The sequence below is a fragment of the Mycolicibacterium llatzerense genome (genome assembly GCF_025331195.1).
In the GTDB taxonomy this organism is placed as follows: domain Bacteria; phylum Actinomycetota; class Actinomycetes; order Mycobacteriales; family Mycobacteriaceae; genus Mycobacterium; species Mycobacterium llatzerense.
The window spans coordinates 141,572-161,871 of the sequence record NZ_LXOV01000016.1; the positions used below are offsets into that span (position 1 = coordinate 141,572).

The window sequence follows — 20,300 nt, forward strand, 5'->3', positions numbered from 1 at the left end:
CGTTGCCAGTCAACTAAGTAAATTAGGCATTGTTAATATAACGTCAGGGTTAGGCTGAGTGCAAGCACCCAATGAAATGACGAGGGGACCTCCACGATGGCCATTCGCACACCCCCGAGTTCCGGCGTGCGAGCACCCGGCCGACCGAAAGCCGACCACGGACTCGATACCCGCGCCGATCTTCTTCGGGTGGCTCGCGAGTTGTTCGCCACCAAGGGTTACGCGGGAACCTCGGTCTCTGAGATCGGCGCAGGCGCGAACGTCACCGTGCCGGTGATTTATCAGCGATTCGGGAACAAGGCCGGCCTTTTCGTTGCGGTGGCCGAGGACGTGTACACCAGGGGACTTGAGCGGTTGCGCGAGACCTTCGCCGCGGCATCAACGTTCGATGAAGCAGTCGACGGTGCGCTGCGGGACTTCGCCGACATCTATCGCATCGACCCCACGATGGGCCCGCTGGTCGTGACGGTGCTCGTGGAAGCCGAGCGCGACGACGACCTCGGACGGGCACTGCAACCGACGCTGAGCACGCTGCGTGCCTTCTGCGACGACATAGCCAGCCTCGCGCCCGCCGAACTGGCCGCGGACAAGGCGAGTCAACGCGATCTCTCCCGTGCGCTGGTATCGCTGTTCAGCGGCATCATGATCGGGGCCACCCTACTCGGGCGGGCACCCGACTACGAGTCGATGGTGGCGGCGATGCGTCGGATGATCGTCGGCGGATCGAAATGAGCAACTGAGCGGGCGACGTACTGAGTCGACGCGACCCTGGTGAACAGGGAAGGCGAGGTCAGTGCCGCCGGCCGTAGCGGTCGGCCAGCTTCTCCTCGGCGGTGCGCGGAGCGGCCGGCTCTTCAGGGTCAGGGCCACCCGAAGTCTCCGTGCCCGAACCGGATTGGGCCTTCTCCAGCCGGCGCTGCCGTATCTCGGCAACCACGAAATAGCCCAGCCCGATCGGCGCGACGATGCCGAACGCGATCCACTGGATGCCGTACGACAGGAACGGGCCGGCGTCCAGGTGGGGCAGTGCGATGACCCCGAGACCGCCAGGCTGATCCTCGACGAGCTGCAGGTACTCCGCGGTCAACGGCACCCCGGTCAGCTGTGCGATCTGGGTCGTGCTGATCGAGTACACCTGCGTGATGCCGTCCTGCTTGAACGGTTCCTTGCCCGACATGATCGGTTCGGCGTCCCGTAGCCGCCCCGTGATCGTGACCGTTCCCGGCGGCGGCGCCGCGAACGGCGGGACCCCTTCGCCGGCCTTGATGTAGCCGCGGTTGACCAGCACCGTCGGGCCGCCATCGACCGCGAACGGGGTGAGGACCTCGTAGGACGGGTCGCCGTCGTCCGTCCGCAGCCGGACCAGCACCTGCGCTTCGGGGCGGTAGTGGCCCGTCGCCGTCAGCCGTCGCCACTGCGCGTCCGGGGCCGACGAATCCTGGTGCGGCAGGACCGAAATCAGGGGCACGGGCTCGGTGTTCAGCGACGACGCGATCTGGTTGTTCTCCCGCGAGGTGCGGGTGTTCTTGCCCAGCTGCCACGGTGCGAGCACCGTGAAGCACAGATAGGCGAACGCGATCACCACGACGAACAGGGCCAGCCACTGCGGCCGGAACAGGAACCCGAGCCGGCGCATCAGTCGCCTCGCTCCGCCAGCTGTTTGTCGACCCAGTCGTGCAGGCCGGGCAGCGAGGCCTCGATCACCACGAAGGTCTCTTCGAAGTCGTCGATGCCGCCGTAGTAGGGGTCTTCGACGTCCAGCGCGTGGGCGCCCGAACGCGGGTCGAACGAGCGCATCATGCGGACCCGGTCCGGGTCGGCGCCCAGGTCACCGAGGATGCGGGTGTGGTTGCGGCCCATGGCGACGACCATGTCGGCGGCCAGGTGCTCGCCGCTGATGGCCGCCGCGGCGTGCGCGGTGGGGTAGCCGTGCGCGCGCAACACCCGCTCGGCCCGGCTGTCGGCGGGGTCACCCGCATGCCAGCCGCCGGTGCCGGCGCTGGTCACCCGGACCAGGTCGGCCAGCCCGCGCTCGTTGATCTGGTGGGCGAACATCTTCTCGGCCATCGGCGACCGGCAGATGTTGCCCGAGCAGATGAACGTCACGTGCACGGGGTCAGACACCCAGCACCTCCCGTAGTTCGTCGACGGTGGCGACCCGCCGGACCGTCGTGTCGTCAGTGAAATCGGTTGCGCCGTAACCCCAGTCGACGACGACGGTGTCGATGCCGTGGTGTGCGGCACCGTGAACGTCGTGCGAGCGGTCGCCGACCATCAGCACCTCGTCGGGCACCGGGGCCAGCTGGGCGAGCGCATGGGCGACGACGTCGGCCTTCGCCGACCGGGTGCCGTCGACGCTGGCGCCGGCGACGACCTCGAAGTGCTCGTCGATGCCGAAGTGTTCGACGATGCGCCGGGCGGTCGGCTCGGCCTTCGACGTCGCGACGGCCAGGCGCACCCCGGCGGCCTTCAGGTCGGCCAGCAGGTCCTCGATGCCGTCGAACATGCGGTTCATGGACCAGCCGCGGGTGGTGTAGTCGGCGCGGTAGGCGGCGATGGCCTCGTCGGCCTTCTCACCAAGGCCCAGCGAGCCCAGCGTCACGTGCATCGGCGGGCCGACGATCCGTTCGACGAGGTCGCCGTCGGGCACGTCAGCGCCGATCGCGCCGAGCGCATGGCGGAAGCTGGCGACGATGCCCTCAGCGGAATCGGTCAGCGTCCCGTCGAGGTCGAACAGCACCAACTGGGGGGTCACGGTGTCATTGTCCCCGATGGACCTGGGGAGCTGTGCCGCGCACTAGGGTCTAGCTGTGGAACCCGGGGCGCGCTATCACGGTGATCAGGCCGTGGCGCCCGGCATGCTCGACTTCGCGGTGAACGTCCGCGGTGCCGGCCCGCCGCAATGGCTGGCCGACCGGCTCGCGGCCCGGCTGGCCGATCTGGGTAGCTATCCGACCTCCTCCGACGTGGACGGCGCTCGCGCGGCCGTGGCGGCCCGGCACGGGCGTGACCTCGACGAAGTGGCGCTGCTGGCGGGCGGAGCCGAGGGGTTCGCGCTGCTCCCGCAGCTGCGACCCCGCCTGGCGGCGCTGATCGCGCCGTCGTTCACCGAGCCCGAAGCGGTGTTCGACGCCGCGGGGGTGCCCGTCGCCCAGGTGGTGCTGGAGGCACCGTTCCGGCTGTCGAACGCGTCGGTGCCGTCCGACGCCGATCTCGTGGTTGTGGGCAATCCCACCAATCCGACCGGGGTGCTGCACCGCCGCGACGAGATTCTGGCGCTGCGGGCCCCCGGACGCCTCATCGTCGTCGACGAGGCCTTTGTCGACGCGGTACCCGGCGAACCGGAGTCGCTGGCCGGCCGGTCACTGCCCGACGTCGTGGTGCTGCGCAGCCTGACCAAGACCTGGTCGCTGGCCGGGCTGCGGGTCGGCTACGCGCTGGGCGCGCCGGAGGTGTTGGCGCGGCTGACCGCCCAACGGCCACACTGGCCGCTGGGCACGCTGCAGCTGGAGGCGTTGACGGCGTGCAGCGAGCCGGCCGCGGTCGCCGAGGCCGAGGCCGGCGCGCGACGGTTGGCTGAACTGCGCACCGAGATGGCGGCGGCCCTGACGGCCGCCGGTTTCCCGGTGGCCGCCGGCGTCGCACCCTTCGTCCTGTTCTCGGTACCGGACGCCGAATTGGCCCGGAAATACTTGGCGGAGAAGGGGATTGCGGTGCGCCGCTGCGACACGTTCTTCGGGCTGCCCGACGGCTACCTGCGTGCGGCGGTCCGTCCCGAGTGGCCCGTCTTGGTCGAGGCATTACAGGAGGTGCTCTGGTGAGTGTGCCCTTGCGTGACGTCATCGCCGCGCTGGACCGCGCGTATCCGCCGGCGCTGGCGCACAGCTGGGACTCGGTGGGCCTGGTCTGCGGCGACCCGGCTGAAGACGTGGAGTCGGTGACCGTCGCGGTCGACGCCACCGCGGCCGTCGCGGCGTCGGTGCCCGATGGCGGACTGCTGCTGGCGCATCACCCGCTGCTGCTGCGCGGGGTCGACACCGTGGCCGCCGACACCGGCAAGGGCGCGCTGGTCCACTCGCTGATCCGCCGCGGCGCAGCCCTGTTCAGCGCGCACACCAACGCCGATGCCGCCGCACCCGGGGTGTCGGACGCGTTGGCCGAGGCGTTGGGGCTGCAGGTCGACGGCGTGCTCGACCCTGCTGAATCGCGTGCTGACCTGGATAAATGGGTTGTCTTCGTGCCCCATGTGAACGCCGATGCGGTCCGGGACGCGATGTTCGCGGCCGGTGGCGGCCAGATCGGCGACTACTCGCACTGCAGCTGGATGACGATGGGTGTCGGCCAGTTCCTGCCGCACGAGGGCGCGACACCGACCATCGGCATGGTCGGTGCCATCGAGCAGGTGGCCGAAGACCGGGTCGAGGTGATCGCGCCGTCCCGGCTGCGGCGTGCAGTGCTGACGGCGATGCGCGCGGCGCACCCCTACGAGGAACCGGCGTTCGACGTGCTCACCCTGGCGCCGCTGCCGTCGGACGTCGGGATCGGGCGCATCTGTTCGCTGCCCGAGCCGGAACCGTTGTCGGCCTTCGCTTCCCGGGTCGCGCGCGGCCTGCCCACCACATCGTGGGGGGTTCGGGCGTCAGGCGATCCGGACGCGCTGGTGTCCCGGGTCGCGGTCTGCGGGGGAGCGGGCGACTCGCTGCTCGGCGCGGTGACCCGGTCGGGCGTCGACGTCTACGTGACCTCCGATCTGCGCCATCATCCGGCCGACGAGCACCGGCGCACATCGGACGTCGCGCTGGTCGATGTGGCGCATTGGGCGAGTGAATTTCCGTGGTGCGAGCAGGCCGCCGGGGTCTTGCGTGCACAATTCGGTGATGCGTTGCCGGTGCGGGTCAGCCAGATCCGTACCGACCCCTGGAACGTCGAGATAACCTGCTGAGAGACGTGAACATGAAAGCTGAAGTGTCGCAACAACGTTTGTTGCTCGAGGTGGCCGAAGTGGACGCCGCGCTGACCCGCCTGACGCACCGGTCGACGCACCTGGTCGAGCAGCAGCGCTTCGACGCAGTGCAGGCCGAGCACCGCGAAGCCAACGACCGGCTGGCAGCCCTGAGCATCGCCGTCGAGGATCTGGACGCTCAGATCGCCAAGTTCGAGTCCGAGATCGACGCGGTCCGCCAGCGTGAGACCCGTGATGAGCAGCTGATGGACAGTGGTTCGGTCGGGGCCAAGCAGGTGGCCGAACTGCAGCACGAGCTGGAGACGCTGCAGCGCCGGCAGGCCGCGCTCGAGGAGCAGCAGCTGGAGATCATGCAACGTCGTGAAGAGCTGCAGGGCGAGCAGGCCGAGGAGCTGGCGCTGATCGACGCACTGCAGAGTGATCTGACCACGGCGCAGGTCGAGCGCGACAACGCACTCGTGTCCATCGACGAGTCGAGGAAGGTGGCAGGTGACCGCCGCGTGGCACTGCTGGGCTCGGTGGCGCCGGAACTGGCCGAGATGTACGAAAAGCAGCGCAAGCAGGGCGGCCCTGGCGCCGGGCTGCTGCAGGGGGCCCGCTGCGGTGCGTGCCGCATCGATCTGGACCGTGGCGAGCTGTCCCGGATTTCCACCGCCGCCGCCGACGACGTGCTGCGCTGCCCAGAGTGCGGGGTGATTCTGGTGCGGGTCAAGGACTTCCGCGTCGGAGAAACCGGTCTGTGAGAGTTCTGGTCGAGGCCGACGGCGGGTCGCGCGGTAATCCGGGACCCGCGGGCTATGGCGCCGTGGTGTTTTCGGCCGACCGCGCCGAGGTGCTGGCCGAGCGCAACGACTCCATCGGGGTGGCGACGAACAATGTCGCCGAATACCGAGGGCTGATCGCCGGCCTGGAGGCCGCGGCCGCCCTGGATGCCGATGACGTTGCCGTGTCGATGGATTCGAAGCTGGTGGTCGAGCAGATGTCCGGTCGCTGGCAGGTCAAGCATCCGGACCTGATCCCGTTGAACCGGGAGGCAGCTGCGTTGGCCCGGCGGTTCGGGCAAGTGAGCTACACGTGGATTCCGCGGGCGCAGAACTCACACGCCGACCGGCTGGCCAACGAGGCCATGGACGCGGCGGCGGCTCCGGCTGCATCGGTTCCCGAGCCGAAAGCCGCTGCGGCACAACCATCCCCGCCGGGTTGGACCGGCGCCGTGGGGGCGCCGACCCGGTTCCTGCTGCTGCGGCACGGGCAGACCGAGCTGTCGGTGCACCGCCGCTATTCGGGCCGGGGTAACCCGCCGCTGACCGAGTTGGGTCGTCAGCAGGCCGCAGCGGCCGCCGCGTATGTCGGTGGTATCAAAGGAATCTCGGCCGTGATCAGCTCGCCGTTGCAACGGGCGCTGGACACCGCGAAGGCGGCCGCCGATGTGCTCGGGCTGCAGGTCACCGTGGACGATGACCTGATCGAAACCGACTTCGGCGATTGGGAAGGCCTGACGTTCGGCGAAGCGGCCAAACGGGATCCGGAGCTGCACAGTCGCTGGCTGGGGGACACCAGCGTCGCGCCACCGGGCGGCGAGAGCTTCGATACGGTGACGCACCGGATCCGCCGGGCCCGCAACCGGATCATCGCCGAGCACGGCGCCACGACGGTATTGGTGGTCTCGCACGTGACGCCGATCAAGACGATCCTGCGGCAGGCCCTCGATGCCGGGCCGGGCATCCTGTACCGGCTGCACCTGGACCTGGCGTCGCTGAGCATCGCCGAGTTCTTCGGCGACGGCGGTTCCGCGGTGCGGCTGGTAAATCAGACCGCCTACCTGTAGGCGACCGACCCCTGCCCGGCTCTGCCGGGAGATTCCGACGATCGGCACGGTGCCGCGGTCTTGTGCTCGACGACGTTCGCAGATAAACTATCGATAACTAATTTATGATGACAGGCATCGAAAGGTCTGTTCATGTCGAAAATGGGTCCTGGAACACGGTTTGCTGATTCTCGGGTTTGTTGCGTCAGGACAGAGCAGTGCGTGTAGTTCTGGTTTTTTCGTCGGTTGCGGACATAGCTCGAAAGCTGTCGCCCGCGCAGAATCGCGATAGCAACATTTCAAACGGTTGTTGAACGCGCGTTGATCGCAGCTGGGCAGAGCTGCCGGCGCTGCCGACCCGTTTGGCCATGGACGTCATGGAACTTGTTGACATCAGTCACGATTCGATCTCAAGGCAGGGGAGTGAATGGCCACGCTCATCGCCGGGCACGCTGAGATGACGACAGGCGCGGACCATCTGCATTCGCTGGGTCGCAATCTTCGTGGTCCCGGCGCGTACCGCGAGCTGGATCGTCAACTCGATTGCTTCCGGCGCCGCCTCGAACGGCAGCGCACGGCCGGCAGTGCGACCGAGGAACTGTTGGCTGGGGTCCAGCGGCTCCGGCGGGAGCTGAACGGTCGCGTGGTCGCTCATGGTGCCGGACGTCTGAACGCCCTTCGTCAGGCCGTCGATTCGCTGCGTGGCACTTCGTCGCGGGAGGCGATCAAGACCGCGATGACGTTGTTGTGCCGGGACTTCGGATTCACCCGGGTGATGGTGTCCACCGTTCGCGAGCACGACTGGCTGCCACAGCATCTGTATGGCCGCGGCGCGACATCTGGTTTCTTCCACGGGTTCTCGGTGGGCGTGCCCGTCCGGTTCGAGGATTCCGAAGCGGAGGCCGCCATGATCCACGGGCGACACGGCGTCGTCGTATCCCGCCCGACCGCGTCGGCGCGGCAGGACTACCTCGCGGCGCCGATCACCGTCGGTGGTGTGGCGATCGGGATGCTGCACGCCGATTTCCCGGAAGCCGGCGATACCACGGTGATGGATCAATTCGATCTGCTCGAAGCGTTCGCCGAATGCCTGGCTGTGGTGTACGAGCGGGCCGTGCTCGATGAGAAGGTGTCGCAACAACGCGTCGAGGTCGACAGGCTGTGCGCCACAATGGATCAACTCATGACACCGCCGGTGACGGGTAGGGCCGAGGCGCCGCAGGCAGGTGACTGCGACCGGATTACCCAGCCCCCGAGCGATCCCGCCATGGTGCCCGAACTGACCCCGCGTGAACGGGAGGTCATGTCCTACGTGGCGACCGGTGCCACCAACCGCGACATCGCGCGGTGTCTGTTGATTTCCGAGGGCACGGTGAAGTCGCACCTCAAACGCATTGCCGAGAAGTTCAACACCACCAACCGGGCGGCGGCGCTGGCGATGTACCTGGCGATGGACGCCGGCGTGGGGAGCGGACGGCCACGATGACGCGCCGTGCAATGGTGACCAGGCTCAATCAGATCGACGGACACCTGCGCAGCGTGCTCAACCTGCCGAGGCCGACCAAGGCGACCACCCTCGAACAAGCCATCGCCAACTCTGCGGCGACGACCGAGGAGGTGCTCTTCGGTGATGACGGCGAAGGCATCGCCCTCATGCCTGCCGTGGCGCAGCGGCTTCTGATGGCCTCCCTGCAGGCGCAGGTCGAGGCGCGACTGATCAGCGGTGACGACTCCGGCGCGACGGCGCGGTCGGTGATCGATAGCATCCGGCGGTTGAAAGCGGCCCCGTCGGTGCAGGCGCTCGAGCGTCAGGTGTGCACCGAGCTGTGCCACACCATCGGGTTCAGTAGTGCGGTGCTGTCGTCGATAGCGCCCGACAAGTTCATTCCCGTGACATCGCACGGCACGCGCGGCACCGGAAAACCGGTGCCGCGCAGCGCCTGCATCGCTGAACAAGACTGCGTCAGGTTCCGGCGGATCGTGTACGCCGGCGGCGACGTGCCGGCCACCGAGGGCTTCTGCGACGTGCTCGGTGCCTCCGACTATCTGGTCGCGCCCATCGTCGTCGAGTCGAAAGTGGTGGCGCTGGTTCACATGTCGCGGGCCAGGGGCGCCATCGCCGAGGGTGACATCGACACGCTGGGACTGCTGCTGTCGGTGTATTCGTTCGTCTACGAGCGGTTGCTGAATTCCCAACGGGTGGACCAACTTCGGATCTCGATCATCGGAGCCGCCGCCCGGCTGGCGGAGGAAGCCGACCGCATTGCGGGAACAGCCGTCAGCCTCGACGCCGGCGGCGACGATGACGCGTTCGAGGCGGACGCGGCCGTCGACGCGTTCACCGCGGCATTGTCCAACCGCGAGCGTGACGTGTTCGCCAGGATGGTGCTGGGCGACTCCAACGCGGAGATCGCCGATGAGCTCGTCGTTTCGGTGGAAACCGTCAAGACGCACGTCAAGCGGATCCTGCGAAAGATCGGCGCCGCCAATCGGTTGGAAGCCATCACCCTCTATATGGACGCGCAATCCGGATTCGGTGAACAGGCGCAATAGTCCCGCGCCAATTTCTGTGGTGGTAATTCTTCGGCGTGCCATGAATTTTTGCCGACGTCGTGAATTGAGTCGTGCCCAAGATGGCCATTCTGTAGCGGATTCAGCTATTTCCTGATATGGATTATTTGTGGTGCCGGCGCGGAATTCTGATTCCGGCATGCGAGATGTGGCGCAGGACACAGCTGTCCCTCCGATGGGGGGTACCTCACACGACTAGATCCCTCCATCTGGAGGTGGTCGATAGATGACCTGCATTGATAGCGTCTCCTCCCATGTTGGCCGCAGCGATCGCTCATCGACCATGTGTAGTGGATTTGGCGCAATGGGTGGAAAGCGCGGGCGATAAATGGTAGCGATTGCGCGCACTGCGGCTAAGCCGGTCACCTCTTTGGGCGGCTTCTTCGCCATGACTTTCGACACGTTTGTGCAAATGTTCCAGCCGCCGTTTGCGTGGCACGAATATGTGATGCAGACATGGTTCGTCGCGCGGGTTTCGGTCCTGCCCGCCTTGCTGCTGACAATGCCGTTCGCGGTGCTGCTGACATTCACCTTCAACATTCTGCTGACCGAATTCGGCGCGGCCGATTTCTCGGGCACCGGCGCTGCGATCGGCACGGTGAACCAGATCGGCCCGATCGTCACGGTGCTGGTCGTGTCGGGGGCGGGTGCCACGGCAATGTGCGCCGATCTCGGGGCGCGGACCATCCGCGAGGAACTCGACGCGCTGCGGGTGATGGGCATCAACCCCATCCGGTCCCTGGTGGTGCCGCGCGTGCTCGCTGCCACGACAGTGGCGCTGGCGCTGTCGGCGACGGTGATCCTGGTCGGCCTGACGGGCGCGTTCCTGTTCTGCACCACGGTGCAGCACGTCTCGCCGGGCGCGTTCGTCGGCGGCCTGAACCTGCTGACCGGACCCGGCGACATCATCGTCGCGCTCATCAAGGCGACGTTGTTCGGCATGGCCGCCGGCCTGATCGCTTGTTACAAGGGCACTTCCGTGCGCGGCGGCCCCGCGGGTGTGGGTAACGCCGTCAACGAGACCGTGGTGTTCACCTTCATGGTGCTGTTCGCCATCAACGTCATCGTGACGGCCGTCGCGATCCAGTACACGGTGTCGTGAAGGGGACTGAAATGACTGTCGACGTTCCCAGTCGCCTGTTCCCGCGGCTCGACAAGTTCACCAAGAGTTGGGCTGCCCGGTGGAACCGCATCGGTGAACAGGGCGCCTTCTATTCGCACACGATCGGCTCGATTCCCGACGCGGTCGTCAACTACCGCGCGGAGCTGCTACGGCTCATCGCCGCAACAGGTTTGGGCACCGGCGCGCTCGTCGTCGTCGGTGGCACCGTGGCGATCGTCGGCTTCCTGACCATGACAACGGGTGCCCTCGTCGCGATCCAGGGCTACAACCAGTTCTCGTCGGTCGGCTTCGAGGCCCTCACCGGCTTCGCCTCGGCATTCCTCAACGTGCGGATGATCGTGCCGGCGACCACCGCGGTGGCGCTGTCTGCCACCATCGGGGCCGGCGCCACCGCCCAGATCGGCGCGATGCGGATCAACGAAGAGATCGACGCCCTCGAGGTGATCGGCATTCGCAGCATCACCTATCTCGCCTCCACGCGGGTGCTGGCGGCGGTGGTCGTGGTGATCCCGCTGTACTGCGTCGCGGTGATGATGGCGTTCGTCGCCTCGCGCCTGGGCACCACGACCGTCTACGGGCAGGGCGCCGGCGTGTACGACCACTACTTCAACACGTTCCTCAACCCGACCGACCTGATCTGGTCGTTCGTGCAGTGCGTCGCCATCACCGTGGTGATCATGTTGGTGCACACCTACTTCGGCTTCGCTGCCTCCGGCGGCCCCGCCGGGGTCGGTGAGGCGGTGGGCCGGGCCGTGCGATTGTCCATGGTCATCGCGGCCGTCGAGATCGTCTTCATCTCACTGGCCATCTACGGCCAGTCCGGCAACTTCAACATGGCGGGTTAGCCGGTGGAAACACGCAAGGGAGATCGTCGGATCTCGAACTCGTGGTGGGCACTGATCCTGGTGGCGGCCGTGGTGCTGTTCATGGTGGTGACCACGGTCATCTTCACCGGTGCGGCCAAATCGTATGTGCCGGTGACGGTCATGGCCGACCGCGCCGGTCTGGTGCTGGAGACCAACGCCAAGGTCAAGATGCGCGGCGTGCTGGTGGGCCGTGTCAGCCAGATCGACGTCAGCAAGTCAGGGGCGACGCTGCAACTGAAACTCGAACCCGATCAGGTGAAGTACATCCCCGCCAATGTCGGTGCGCAGGTGAGTGTTACGACGGCGTTCGGCGCCAAGTTCGTCGACCTGGTGTATCCGCAGGCGCCCAGTAGCGCCCGCGTGACCGCCGGCACGGTGCTGCACGCCGAACACACCACGACCGAGATCGATACCGTCTTCGAGAACATCGTCAATCTGCTGGACATGGTGGATCCCGCGAAGCTGAATTCGGTGCTCAGCGCGGTCGCCGAAGGCGTCCGCGGCCAGGGCGAGCGAATGGGCCAAGCCACAACGGATCTCAACGAAGTGCTGACCGCGCTCAACTCGCGCTCGGACAAGATCCGTGACGACTGGCGGTCGTTCAAGCAGTTCAGTGACACCTACGGGGCGGCAGCGGACAACATCGTGAAGATCCTCAATGCCGCCAGCACCACCAGCAGCACGGTCACCGGCAAGGCCAAGGCGCTCGACAGCCTGCTGATGAACGTCATCGGATTCTCCGAGGCCGGCACCGATCTGCTGGGTCCGAACCGGGACAACTTCGTTGATGCCATCAACACCCTGGAACCCACGACGAGTCTGCTGCTGAAGTACAGCCCGGGATACACCTGCTGGCTCGAAGGCACCAAGAAGTTCCTGGACACCGGCGCCTGGGGCGTGTTCGGCGGGGCCGACGGCCGCTCGCTGATCCTGGACGCGACGCTGTTGCCGGGTAAGAACCCGTACGTGTTCCCCGACAACCTGCCGATCAACGCAGCCAAGGGCGGGCCGGGCGGACAGCCGGGCTGCGGTTCGCTGCCGGACGTCGCCAAGAACTTCCCTGTGCGACAACTGATCACCAACACGGGGTGGGGCACCGGGCTGGATATCCGGCCGAACCCGGGCATCGGCAGTCCCTGCTGGGGCCAGTGGTTCCAGAGCACCCGTGCGGTGCCGCAGGCGCCCAGCATCCGGCAGTGCCTGCCCGGACCGGCACCCGGCCCGATCCCGTACCCCGGCGCGCCGCCCTACGGTGCAGCGCTGTACGGGCCCGGCGGGGTACCGCTGTGGCCGGGTGTGCCGCCCGCGCCGCCGAATCCCGCTGACGCACAACCGCAATCGGCACCAGTGCCGGCGGACGCCCCACCACTGCCGGCGGAAGCCCCCGCGGCACCCGCGTTGCCGGCCGAGGCAGGCGGGAACTGACCGTGACGATCAACCAACGACCGAGGCAGGAGGGAAGCCGTGGAGAACCTTAGAGGCACACTGCTGCGCCTGGCTGTCTTCCTGTCGGTCTGCCTGCTCGGCACGGTCGCCCTCTGGGCGGTGTTCGCTGACCTGCGGTTCGACGAGGGCCACACGTACTTCGCGCGGTTCGCCAACGTCTCGAACATGAAGAAGGACAGCCACGTTCGCATCGCGGGTGTGGAGGTCGGCCAGGTCAAGAACGTGTCGATCAACCGCGATTCGACGGTGACCGTCGAGTTCACCGCGGACAGTTCTGTCGTCCTCACCGAGGGCAGCCGTGCGGTCATCCGATACGACAACGTCGTCGGCGACCGGTTCCTGGCCCTGGAAGAGGGCGCCGGCGGTACCAAGAAGCTCAATGCGGGGGACACCATTCCCGTCGACCGGGCCCAGCCCGCGCTGGACCTCGATGCCGTCATCGGCGGCTTCCGTCCGTTGTTCTCCGCCCTCAGCCCCGACAAGATCAACGATCTGAGCGGGGAGCTGATCCAGGCGCTGCAGGGGCAGGGCCCGTCGATCGGGTCGTTCCTGGCGCAGGCCGCCGTGGTGACCAACACCCTGGCCGACCGTGATCAGTTGATCGGGCAGGTCGTCACCAACCTCAACACGGTGCTGACCTCTTTCGGCGGCAAGAGCGACAAGCTCGACAAGGCAGTGGTCTCACTGTCGGAACTGGTTGACCGTCTGGCACAACGTAAGACAGATGTGTCGCAGGCCGTCGCCTACACCGATGCGGCTGCGAACTCGATCGCCGGTCTGCTGACCGAAGCCCGGGCGCCGCTCGCCAAGACGGTCCACGAGGTGGACCGGACCGCGGGTCTGGTGCTGGCCGACCACGACTACTTCGACAACTTCCTCAACACCTTGCCCGACAAGTACAAAGCGCTGTCCCGACAGGGAATCTACGGCGACTTCTTCAGCTTCTACCTCTGCGATGCGGTGCTCAAGCTGAACGGCAAGGGGGGACAACCGGTTTACGTCAAGGTGGCCGGCCAGACCTCGGGACGGTGCACGCCCAGATGAAACCATTTGCCGAGCGAAGCCACTTCGCCCTTGGTGCGATAGGCATCAGTGCCGTGGTGGTGGTCGCCACCGTCGCGCTGATGTTCCAGAAGATTCCGTTCGTCAGTGGGACGACCACCTACTCCGGGTACTTCGAGGACGCCAGCGGGCTGCATACCGGTGCGCCCGTGGACATTTCGGGATTCCCGGCCGGGCGGGTCGCCAGCATCGACCTCGACGGTCCCCGCGTATTGGTGAAGTTCACCGTCGACGACGAAGTCCACCTGGGGGAGCGCACCGAGGCCGCGATCAAGACCAAGGGCCTGCTGGGCAGCAAGATGCTCGAAGTCGTCCCCAAGGGCGACGGCGACCTCAAGGGCACCATCCCGCTCGAGCGGACGGTGTCGGCGTACCAGCTGCCGGACGCGCTCGGCGACGTCACCAACGCGATCAGCGGACTGGACACGCATCAGTTGTCCGACTCGTTGTCCACGGTCTCAGAGGCATTCGCCAACACTGCCCCGGATCTGCGGGACGCGGTGAACGGCATCGCCCGGTTCTCTAAGACGCTGAACGACCGCGACGCGCAACTGCGCAGCCTGCTGGACAATGCATCGAAGGCGACGACGGTGCTGGCCAAGCGCAGTGACCAGGTGGTGAGCCTGGTCAAGAACACCAATGCGCTTCTGGTGCAACTGCGTTCGCAGAGCGCTGCGGTGAGCCGGCTCTGGAACAGCCTGTCTGAGGTCTCGCAGCAACTCAAAGGTCTGATCGGGGAGAACAAGACCCAACTGCGGCCAGCGCTGGACAAGCTCAACGGCGTCGTGACGATGCTCGACAATCGCAAAGAGCGGTTGCAAGAAGCCGTCAAGCGACTCAGCCAGTACGCCCTCGCGCTGGGCGACGCGGTGAGCTCGGGCCCGTTCTTCAAGGCGTACATCGTCAACCTGCTGCCGGGGCAGTTCGTGCAGCCGTTCGTCGACGCCGCGTTCTCGGACCTCGGCGTCGACCCGAACACGAAACTGCCGTCGCAGCTTCAGGATCCGCAGGTCGGTCAGCCCGGCACCCCGCCACTGCCGGTGCCGTTCCCGCGGACCGGTCAGGGCGGCGAGCCGCGGCTGACCATTCCGGACGCGATCAGCGGCAAGCCCGGCGATACCGCTTGTGGCCCACCAGGTATCCCGTTGCCCGGTCCCGGCTGCTATCCCGCCCGCGAAACGCAACCGGCCCCGCAGCCCGGCGGGGCGCCACCCGGACCACCGGCACTCGCGCCCGGACAGACAGCCATGCCGGAACCACCGAAAACCCCGCCACTGCAGGTGTCGGATCCCGTTGAGCAGCCAGGAGGACAGCGATGACCAAGCTGTCCACCCGTCTGCTTGTCGTCGCGGCCGCGGTCGCCCTCGTGGTCGGCGGCGGTTACTTCGCGGTGAAAGCGTTCCAGCGGGCGTCGCGCAACGAAGTGGTGGGCTATTTCCAGAACACCAATCAGCTGTTCAGCGGCGACGACGTGATGATTCAAGGGGTGCCGGTCGGCAAGGTCGAGAAGATCGAACCGGGAGCCGAGAAGGTCAAGGTCACCTTCTGGATCGATGACAAGTACAAGGTGCCGGCCGACGCCAAGGCCGTCATCCTGTCGCCACAGTTGGTGACCGGCAGGGCAATTCAGCTGATCCCGCCCTACCGCGGTGGGCCGACGCTGCGCGGCGGTGCGGTGATTCCGCTCGATCGGACCGCGGTGCCCGTGGAGTGGGACCAGGTCCGGACCCAGCTCCAGCGGCTGGCCGATCTGCTCAAGCCCGACCAGCCCGGTGGCATCAGCACCCTCGGCGGCTTCATCAACACCGCGGCCGACAACCTGCGCGGGCAGGGCTCCAGCATCCGGGAATCGGTGATCCGGTTGTCGCAGGCGGTGTCGATCCTCGGCGACCACAGCAACGACCTGTTCTCGACGTTCAAGAACCTCTCGACGCTGGTGTCGGCACTGCAGGACAGCACTGGACTCCTGGAACGGTTGAACACCAACCTGGCCGAGGTGTCCGGGCTGGTCGCTGATGACCCCAACAAGGTCGGTCAGGCGTTGCACGACATGAGTGCGGTCGCCGACGACGTGCGGTCTTTCGTCGCGGACAACAAGGAGGCTGTCGGGACGGCGTCGGACAAGCTGGCGTCGGTCAGCACCGCGATCGTGGGCAGTCTGGATGACATCAAGCAGGTGTTGCACGTGGCACCAACAGCTTTGGCCGACCTCAACAACATCTATGAGCCGGCGGTCGGTTCGTTGACCGGCATCCTGGCGGCCAACAACTTCGCCAATCCGGTCAGCTTCATCTGCGGTGCCATCCAGGCGGCGTCCCGCCTCGGTGCGGACCAATCGTCGAAGTTGTGCGCGCAGTACCTGGCGCCGATCGTCAAGAACCGGCAGTACAACTTCCTGCCGCTGGGCGAGAACCTGTTCGTCGGCGCGCAGGCGCGGCCCAATGAGGTTACGTACAGCGAGGATTGGATGCGGCCCGACTATGTACCCCCATCGCGGCCTGCAGCGCCGGTCGCACAACAAGCGGCTGCGGTGCCCGAGCCGCCGGCTCCGCAGACGGTGGCGACCGACGCCAACGCCGGGCTGGCCGGGATGATGGCGCCGCCGGGAGGTGGGTCATGAGCCGCCGCCTGCGTTCGGCCGCGGGATGTGCCGCGGCAACCCTGACGCTGCTGGCCTCGGCCGGCTGTGCGGACTGGCGCGGGGCCAACAGCCTGCCGCTGCCCGGTACCGAGGGTGGGGGACCCGGAGCGTTCGAAATCCAGGCGCAGATGCCGGATGTCACCAATCTGCAAGAGAATTCGCGGGTCCGGGTTTCCGATGTCACGGTCGGCACGGTCACCAAGATTCAGCGGCAGGGTTGGCACGCGCTGGTCACGATGCGGCTCAACGGCGATGTGAACGCGCCGGCCAACTCGACCATCAAGCTCGGTCTGACGAGTCTGCTCGGCACCCTCCACATCGAGCTGGGACCGCCCAAAGATGGCCGGCCGCAAGGAAAGCTGCACCAGGGGTCGGTCATTCCGCTCGCGAGCAGCGGCAGTTTCCCGTCAGTCGAGCAGACGCTGTCGGCGGTCTCGATGGTGCTCAACGGTGGCGGCATCGGCAACGTCCAGGACATCACGGAGGCCTTCAGCACGGCGTTCCACGGGCGCGCCGAGGATCTGCGCAGCCTCATCAAACAGCTCGACATCTTCACCGCGAACGTCAAGGACCAGACTCCTGACATCATCGCGGCGTCGGAGAGCCTGAACGTCGTCGTCGGCAAGCTCGCCGCGAGCCAGCCGGTTCTGGACAAGGCCATCGACACCATCCCGCAGGCGCTGGCGGTGCTCAATGGTGAGCGCGAGAACCTGGTCACGGCCGCCGACAAACTGAGCAAGTTCGCGGCGCTCGCGGCAGACACCGTCGACCGGTCAAAAGAGAACGTGATCAAGGAATTACGTGCTCTGGGACCCACGCTCGAACAGCTCGCCAACGCCGGGCCGGCCCTGACGCGGGCACTGAGCTTCATCCCGACGGTGCCGTTCCCGGGCGACACGATCGAGAAGTGGCAGCGCGGTGACTACGCGAACCTCACCGCGATCGTCGACCTCACCCTCAGCCGCATCGATCAGGCGTTCTTCACCGGTACCCGCTGGGAGTGCGACCTGACCGAACTCGAACTGCAGTGGGGTCGCACCATCGGCCAGTTCCCCAGCCCGTGCACCGCGGGCGGGCCGAACAACCCGGGCAATCCGCTGACCATTCCGTACCGCTGGGACCAGGGGCCGTAAATGCACCTAGACAAACGCGTGAGAGTTCAGCTCGCGATCTTCGCCGTCATCGCTCTGATCGCGGTGACGATGATGGGCCTGATTTATATGCAGTTGCCCGCCAAGCTGTTCGGCATCGGGCGCTATGTGGTCAAGATGGAGCTGCCCGAGACCGGTGGCCTGTACGCCACCGGCAACGTCACCTACCGCGGCACCGTGGTGGGCCGGGTGCAGTCCGTCGGCCTGACACCGACCGGGGTGCAGGCCGAGCTGTCCCTCAACTCGGGCACCGATATCCCGTCCGATGTGCAGGCCGATGTCCACAGCCAGATGGCGATCGGTGAGCAGTTCGTGTCCCTGACCCCACGCGGCACCGGGTCGCGTCCGCTCAAGGACGGCGACGTCATCCCATTGGCACACACCTCGGTACCGCCGGACATCAACACCGTGATCGACTCGCTCACCAAGGGCCTCAGCGCGGTGCCCAAGGAGAATCTCAAGACGGTCATCGACGAATCGGCCACGGCTGTCGGTGGTTTGGGGTCGGAGCTGTCGCACATCGTCAAGGGCGGCAGCCAGCTGGCCATCGACGCGCGGGCGAACCTCGACCCCATGCTCAAGCTGATCGATCAGGTCAAGCCCGTGCTCGACTCGCAGTCCAACACGTCCGGCGCGATTCAGGCTTGGGCGGCGAATCTCGCCACGGTGACCGGTGAGTTGCAGGCGCAGGACAAGGCGGTCGGCACGCTGCTGGACAAGGGTGGGCCGGCGTTCGGTGAAATGGGCCAGTTGTTCAACCGGCTCCGCCCGACACTGCCGATCCTGTTGCAGAATCTGGTGTCCATCAACAAGGTCGCCATCACCTACCAACCGAACCTCGAACAGCTCCTGGTGCTGCTGCCTCGCACAACTGAAGCCGCACAAGGTGTTACGTTGGCGAACCGCGACACGAAGCAGGCCTACAAGGGCGCGTATCTGAGCTTCAACCTGAACATCAACCTGCCGCCGCCATGCACCACCGGATTCCTGCCGGCGCAACAGATGCGTAACCCCGCACTGGAGGACTACCCCGAGCTGCCGGCCGGTGACCTGTACTGCCGGACTCCGCAGGACGCGATGTTCAACGTGCGTGGCGCCAAGAACCTGCCGTGCGAGACGGTGCCCGGCAAGCGCGCGGCCACCGTCAAGCAGTGCGAGAGCAACGAACAGTACGTGCCGCTGAACGACGGCTACAACTGGAAGGGCGATCCCAACGCCACGTGGACCGGGCAGGACGTGCCGCAACTGCGGCCCGGTTCGCCTCTGCCGGAGGGCGCGGCCAAACCGCCGCCGGTCGCGGTGGCCGAATACGACCCGGCCAGCGGGACGTATATCGGTCCGGACGGAAAGACCTATACCCAAGCCGATTTGGCCCACACGGCTCCGAAGGAGAAGACATGGCAAAGCATGATGACGCCGCAGCCGGGGAGCTGACGGAAGGCGGTGGGGTCGCCGTACTCGATCCCGATATCGACGACGTCGATGACATCGACGAGGCGGATGAGGTCGGTGCCGACGGTGCTGACGGTGCCGACGAGCTCGTCGATGAGCCGGCGAAGTCGAAGTCGGTGCGCAGGCTCGCGGCGGTGGTCGGGTCGGTGCTGGTGGTCGCCCTTGGCGCTCTGGTCGGTTGGTTGGCGGTGCGGACGCACCGCGCGACGGCGGTCGACGAGCGGCAGAGCCAGATCGTCCAGGCCGCGCGGCAGGGCGCACTGAACCTGACGACCATCGACTGGCAGCGGGCCGACGCCGACGTCCAGCGCATCCTCGACAGCGCGACGGGGGAGTTCTACGACGACTTCGCCAAGCGCTCCGCACCTTTCATCAAGGTGGTGAAGGAGGCGAAGTCGACGTCCACCGGCGCGATTACCGAGGCCGGGCTCGAATCGGAGGCGGGCGACTCGGCGCAGGTGCTGGTCGCGGTGGCCGTCAAAACCTCGAATGTCGGTGCGCCGGCGCAGGAACCACGCGAGTGGCGGATGCGCATCGCGGTACAGAAAGTCGGTGATGTGATGAAGGTGTCGAACGTGGAGTTTGTGCCGTGAAACTGATCAAATCCCGCAGCGGCAACGCCGCAGCTGAAAAGTCCATCGACGCAACAGCTTCGGTCGACGAGCTCAACGACGAGGTCGAGGTCGACGCCGCAGAGACCACCGACGCGGCGCCTGCAGCTGAGCGGCGCCGCGTCGGGTGGGCGAGCGTGGCCGTCTACGGGCTGCTGCCGGCGGTGGTCCTCGCGCTCGGCGGCGCGGCCGGCTACCTGCAGTGGAAAGACGTGTCCCTGAGCCAATCCGACACGGCCAAAAAGGATTCCACCAAGGCCGCGACCGATGCCACCATCGCGCTGCTGTCCTACAAGCCCGAGACGGTCGAGAAGGACCTGGAAGCCGCCAAGAAGTACATGACCGGCAACTTCCTGAACTCCTACACCTCACTGACCCACGACGTGGTGATCCCCGGGTCCAGGCAGAAGAAGATCTCGGCCGTCGCGACGGTGCCCGCAGCGGCGTGGACCAAGGCGACCCCGAACCATGCGGTGGTGATGCTGTTCGTGGATCAGACGATGATCATCGGCGACAGCGCACCGACCAGCACCGCGTCGAGTGTGCGGGTGACGCTCGACAAGGTCGAGGGTCGTTGGCTCATCTCGCAATTCGATCCGATGTGAGT

20 protein-coding genes are annotated in these 20,300 nt (G+C 66.6%); 17 read left to right on the forward strand and 3 right to left on the reverse strand.

The window, feature by feature from the left end; genetic code table 11:
* Nucleotides 1–96: 96 nt before the first annotated feature.
* Nucleotides 97–732 (forward strand): TetR/AcrR family transcriptional regulator, encoded by a 636-nt coding sequence (locus A7G45_RS25430; protein WP_260941090.1) that lies wholly within the window; start codon nt 97–99, stop codon nt 730–732.
* A gap of 58 nt (nt 733–790) precedes the next feature.
* Here A7G45_RS25430 and A7G45_RS25435 read toward each other — a convergent pair whose 3' ends face one another.
* From A7G45_RS25435 to A7G45_RS25445, 3 genes are read right to left on the reverse strand one after another with little or no spacing between them, the layout of a single operon-like run.
* Nucleotides 791–1,636, reverse strand: a complete 846-nt coding sequence (locus A7G45_RS25435; RefSeq protein ID WP_260941092.1) for an SURF1 family cytochrome oxidase biogenesis protein — start codon at nt 1,634–1,636, stop codon at nt 791–793.
* On the reverse strand, nt 1,636–2,124 hold the full coding sequence (locus tag A7G45_RS25440; RefSeq protein ID WP_260941094.1) for a low molecular weight protein-tyrosine-phosphatase: 489 nt from the start codon (nt 2,122–2,124) through the stop codon (nt 1,636–1,638). Before A7G45_RS25440 ends, A7G45_RS25435 begins: the two co-directional genes overlap by 1 nt.
* Complete coding sequence (locus A7G45_RS25445; RefSeq protein ID WP_308204166.1) at nt 2,117–2,755, reverse strand: HAD-IA family hydrolase; 639 nt, start codon at nt 2,753–2,755, stop codon at nt 2,117–2,119. The genes A7G45_RS25440 and A7G45_RS25445 overlap by 8 nt, the downstream gene beginning before the upstream one ends.
* A gap of 55 nt (nt 2,756–2,810) precedes the next feature.
* Between A7G45_RS25445 and cobC the strand changes: the two genes are divergently transcribed.
* From cobC to A7G45_RS25525, 16 genes are all read left to right on the forward strand, one after another.
* Nucleotides 2,811–3,821: an Rv2231c family histidinol phosphate aminotransferase CobC gene (gene cobC / locus A7G45_RS25450; RefSeq protein WP_260941096.1), complete on the forward strand. Its 1,011-nt coding sequence runs from the start codon at nt 2,811–2,813 to the stop codon at nt 3,819–3,821.
* Entirely contained in the window at nt 3,818–4,942 is a 1,125-nt protein-coding gene (locus tag A7G45_RS25455; protein WP_260941097.1) for a Nif3-like dinuclear metal center hexameric protein, read from the forward strand. The genes cobC and A7G45_RS25455 overlap by 4 nt, the downstream gene beginning before the upstream one ends.
* An 11-nt stretch (nt 4,943–4,953) precedes the next feature.
* Complete coding sequence (locus A7G45_RS25460) at nt 4,954–5,706, forward strand: zinc ribbon domain-containing protein (protein WP_260941098.1); 753 nt, start codon at nt 4,954–4,956, stop codon at nt 5,704–5,706.
* Complete coding sequence (locus A7G45_RS25465) at nt 5,703–6,791, forward strand: bifunctional RNase H/acid phosphatase (RefSeq protein ID WP_260941099.1); 1,089 nt, start codon at nt 5,703–5,705, stop codon at nt 6,789–6,791. The genes A7G45_RS25460 and A7G45_RS25465 overlap by 4 nt, the downstream gene beginning before the upstream one ends.
* A gap of 406 nt (nt 6,792–7,197) precedes the next feature.
* Nucleotides 7,198–8,256 (forward strand): LuxR C-terminal-related transcriptional regulator, encoded by a 1,059-nt coding sequence (locus tag A7G45_RS25470; protein WP_260941100.1) that lies wholly within the window; start codon nt 7,198–7,200, stop codon nt 8,254–8,256.
* A complete protein-coding gene (locus A7G45_RS25475) occupies nt 8,253–9,323 on the forward strand; it encodes a helix-turn-helix transcriptional regulator (RefSeq protein WP_260941101.1) in 1,071 nt (356 codons plus the stop codon). The genes A7G45_RS25470 and A7G45_RS25475 overlap by 4 nt, the downstream gene beginning before the upstream one ends.
* A gap of 346 nt (nt 9,324–9,669) precedes the next feature.
* Nucleotides 9,670–10,443: an MlaE family ABC transporter permease gene (locus tag A7G45_RS25480; protein WP_029105877.1), complete on the forward strand. Its 774-nt coding sequence runs from the start codon at nt 9,670–9,672 to the stop codon at nt 10,441–10,443.
* A gap of 11 nt (nt 10,444–10,454) precedes the next feature.
* The gene (locus A7G45_RS25485) at nt 10,455–11,309 is read left to right on the forward strand and encodes an ABC transporter permease (protein WP_260941104.1); all 855 of its coding nucleotides are present in this window, start codon (nt 10,455–10,457) and stop codon (nt 11,307–11,309) included.
* A gap of 3 nt (nt 11,310–11,312) precedes the next feature.
* A complete protein-coding gene (locus tag A7G45_RS25490) occupies nt 11,313–12,755 on the forward strand; it encodes an MCE family protein (protein WP_260941106.1) in 1,443 nt (480 codons plus the stop codon).
* A 39-nt stretch (nt 12,756–12,794) separates the two neighbouring features.
* Complete coding sequence (locus A7G45_RS25495; protein WP_260941109.1) at nt 12,795–13,820, forward strand: MCE family protein; 1,026 nt, start codon at nt 12,795–12,797, stop codon at nt 13,818–13,820.
* Complete coding sequence (locus tag A7G45_RS25500) at nt 13,817–15,157, forward strand: MCE family protein (protein ID WP_260941111.1); 1,341 nt, start codon at nt 13,817–13,819, stop codon at nt 15,155–15,157. The genes A7G45_RS25495 and A7G45_RS25500 overlap by 4 nt, the downstream gene beginning before the upstream one ends.
* Nucleotides 15,154–16,458 carry an MCE family protein gene (locus A7G45_RS25505; protein WP_260941113.1) on the forward strand — a complete coding sequence of 435 codons (1,305 nt, stop codon included), beginning with the start codon at nt 15,154–15,156 and terminating at the stop codon, nt 16,456–16,458. Before A7G45_RS25500 ends, A7G45_RS25505 begins: the two co-directional genes overlap by 4 nt.
* Nucleotides 16,455–17,612: an MCE family protein gene (locus tag A7G45_RS25510; RefSeq protein WP_260941115.1), complete on the forward strand. Its 1,158-nt coding sequence runs from the start codon at nt 16,455–16,457 to the stop codon at nt 17,610–17,612. Before A7G45_RS25505 ends, A7G45_RS25510 begins: the two co-directional genes overlap by 4 nt.
* A complete protein-coding gene (locus tag A7G45_RS25515; RefSeq protein ID WP_260941117.1) occupies nt 17,613–19,064 on the forward strand; it encodes an MCE family protein in 1,452 nt (483 codons plus the stop codon).
* Entirely contained in the window at nt 19,028–19,675 is a 648-nt protein-coding gene (locus A7G45_RS25520; protein ID WP_260941118.1) for an Rv1363c family protein, read from the forward strand. Before A7G45_RS25515 ends, A7G45_RS25520 begins: the two co-directional genes overlap by 37 nt.
* The gene (locus tag A7G45_RS25525; RefSeq protein WP_260941119.1) at nt 19,672–20,298 is read left to right on the forward strand and encodes a hypothetical protein; all 627 of its coding nucleotides are present in this window, start codon (nt 19,672–19,674) and stop codon (nt 20,296–20,298) included. Before A7G45_RS25520 ends, A7G45_RS25525 begins: the two co-directional genes overlap by 4 nt.
* Nucleotides 20,299–20,300: the final 2 nt, after the last annotated feature.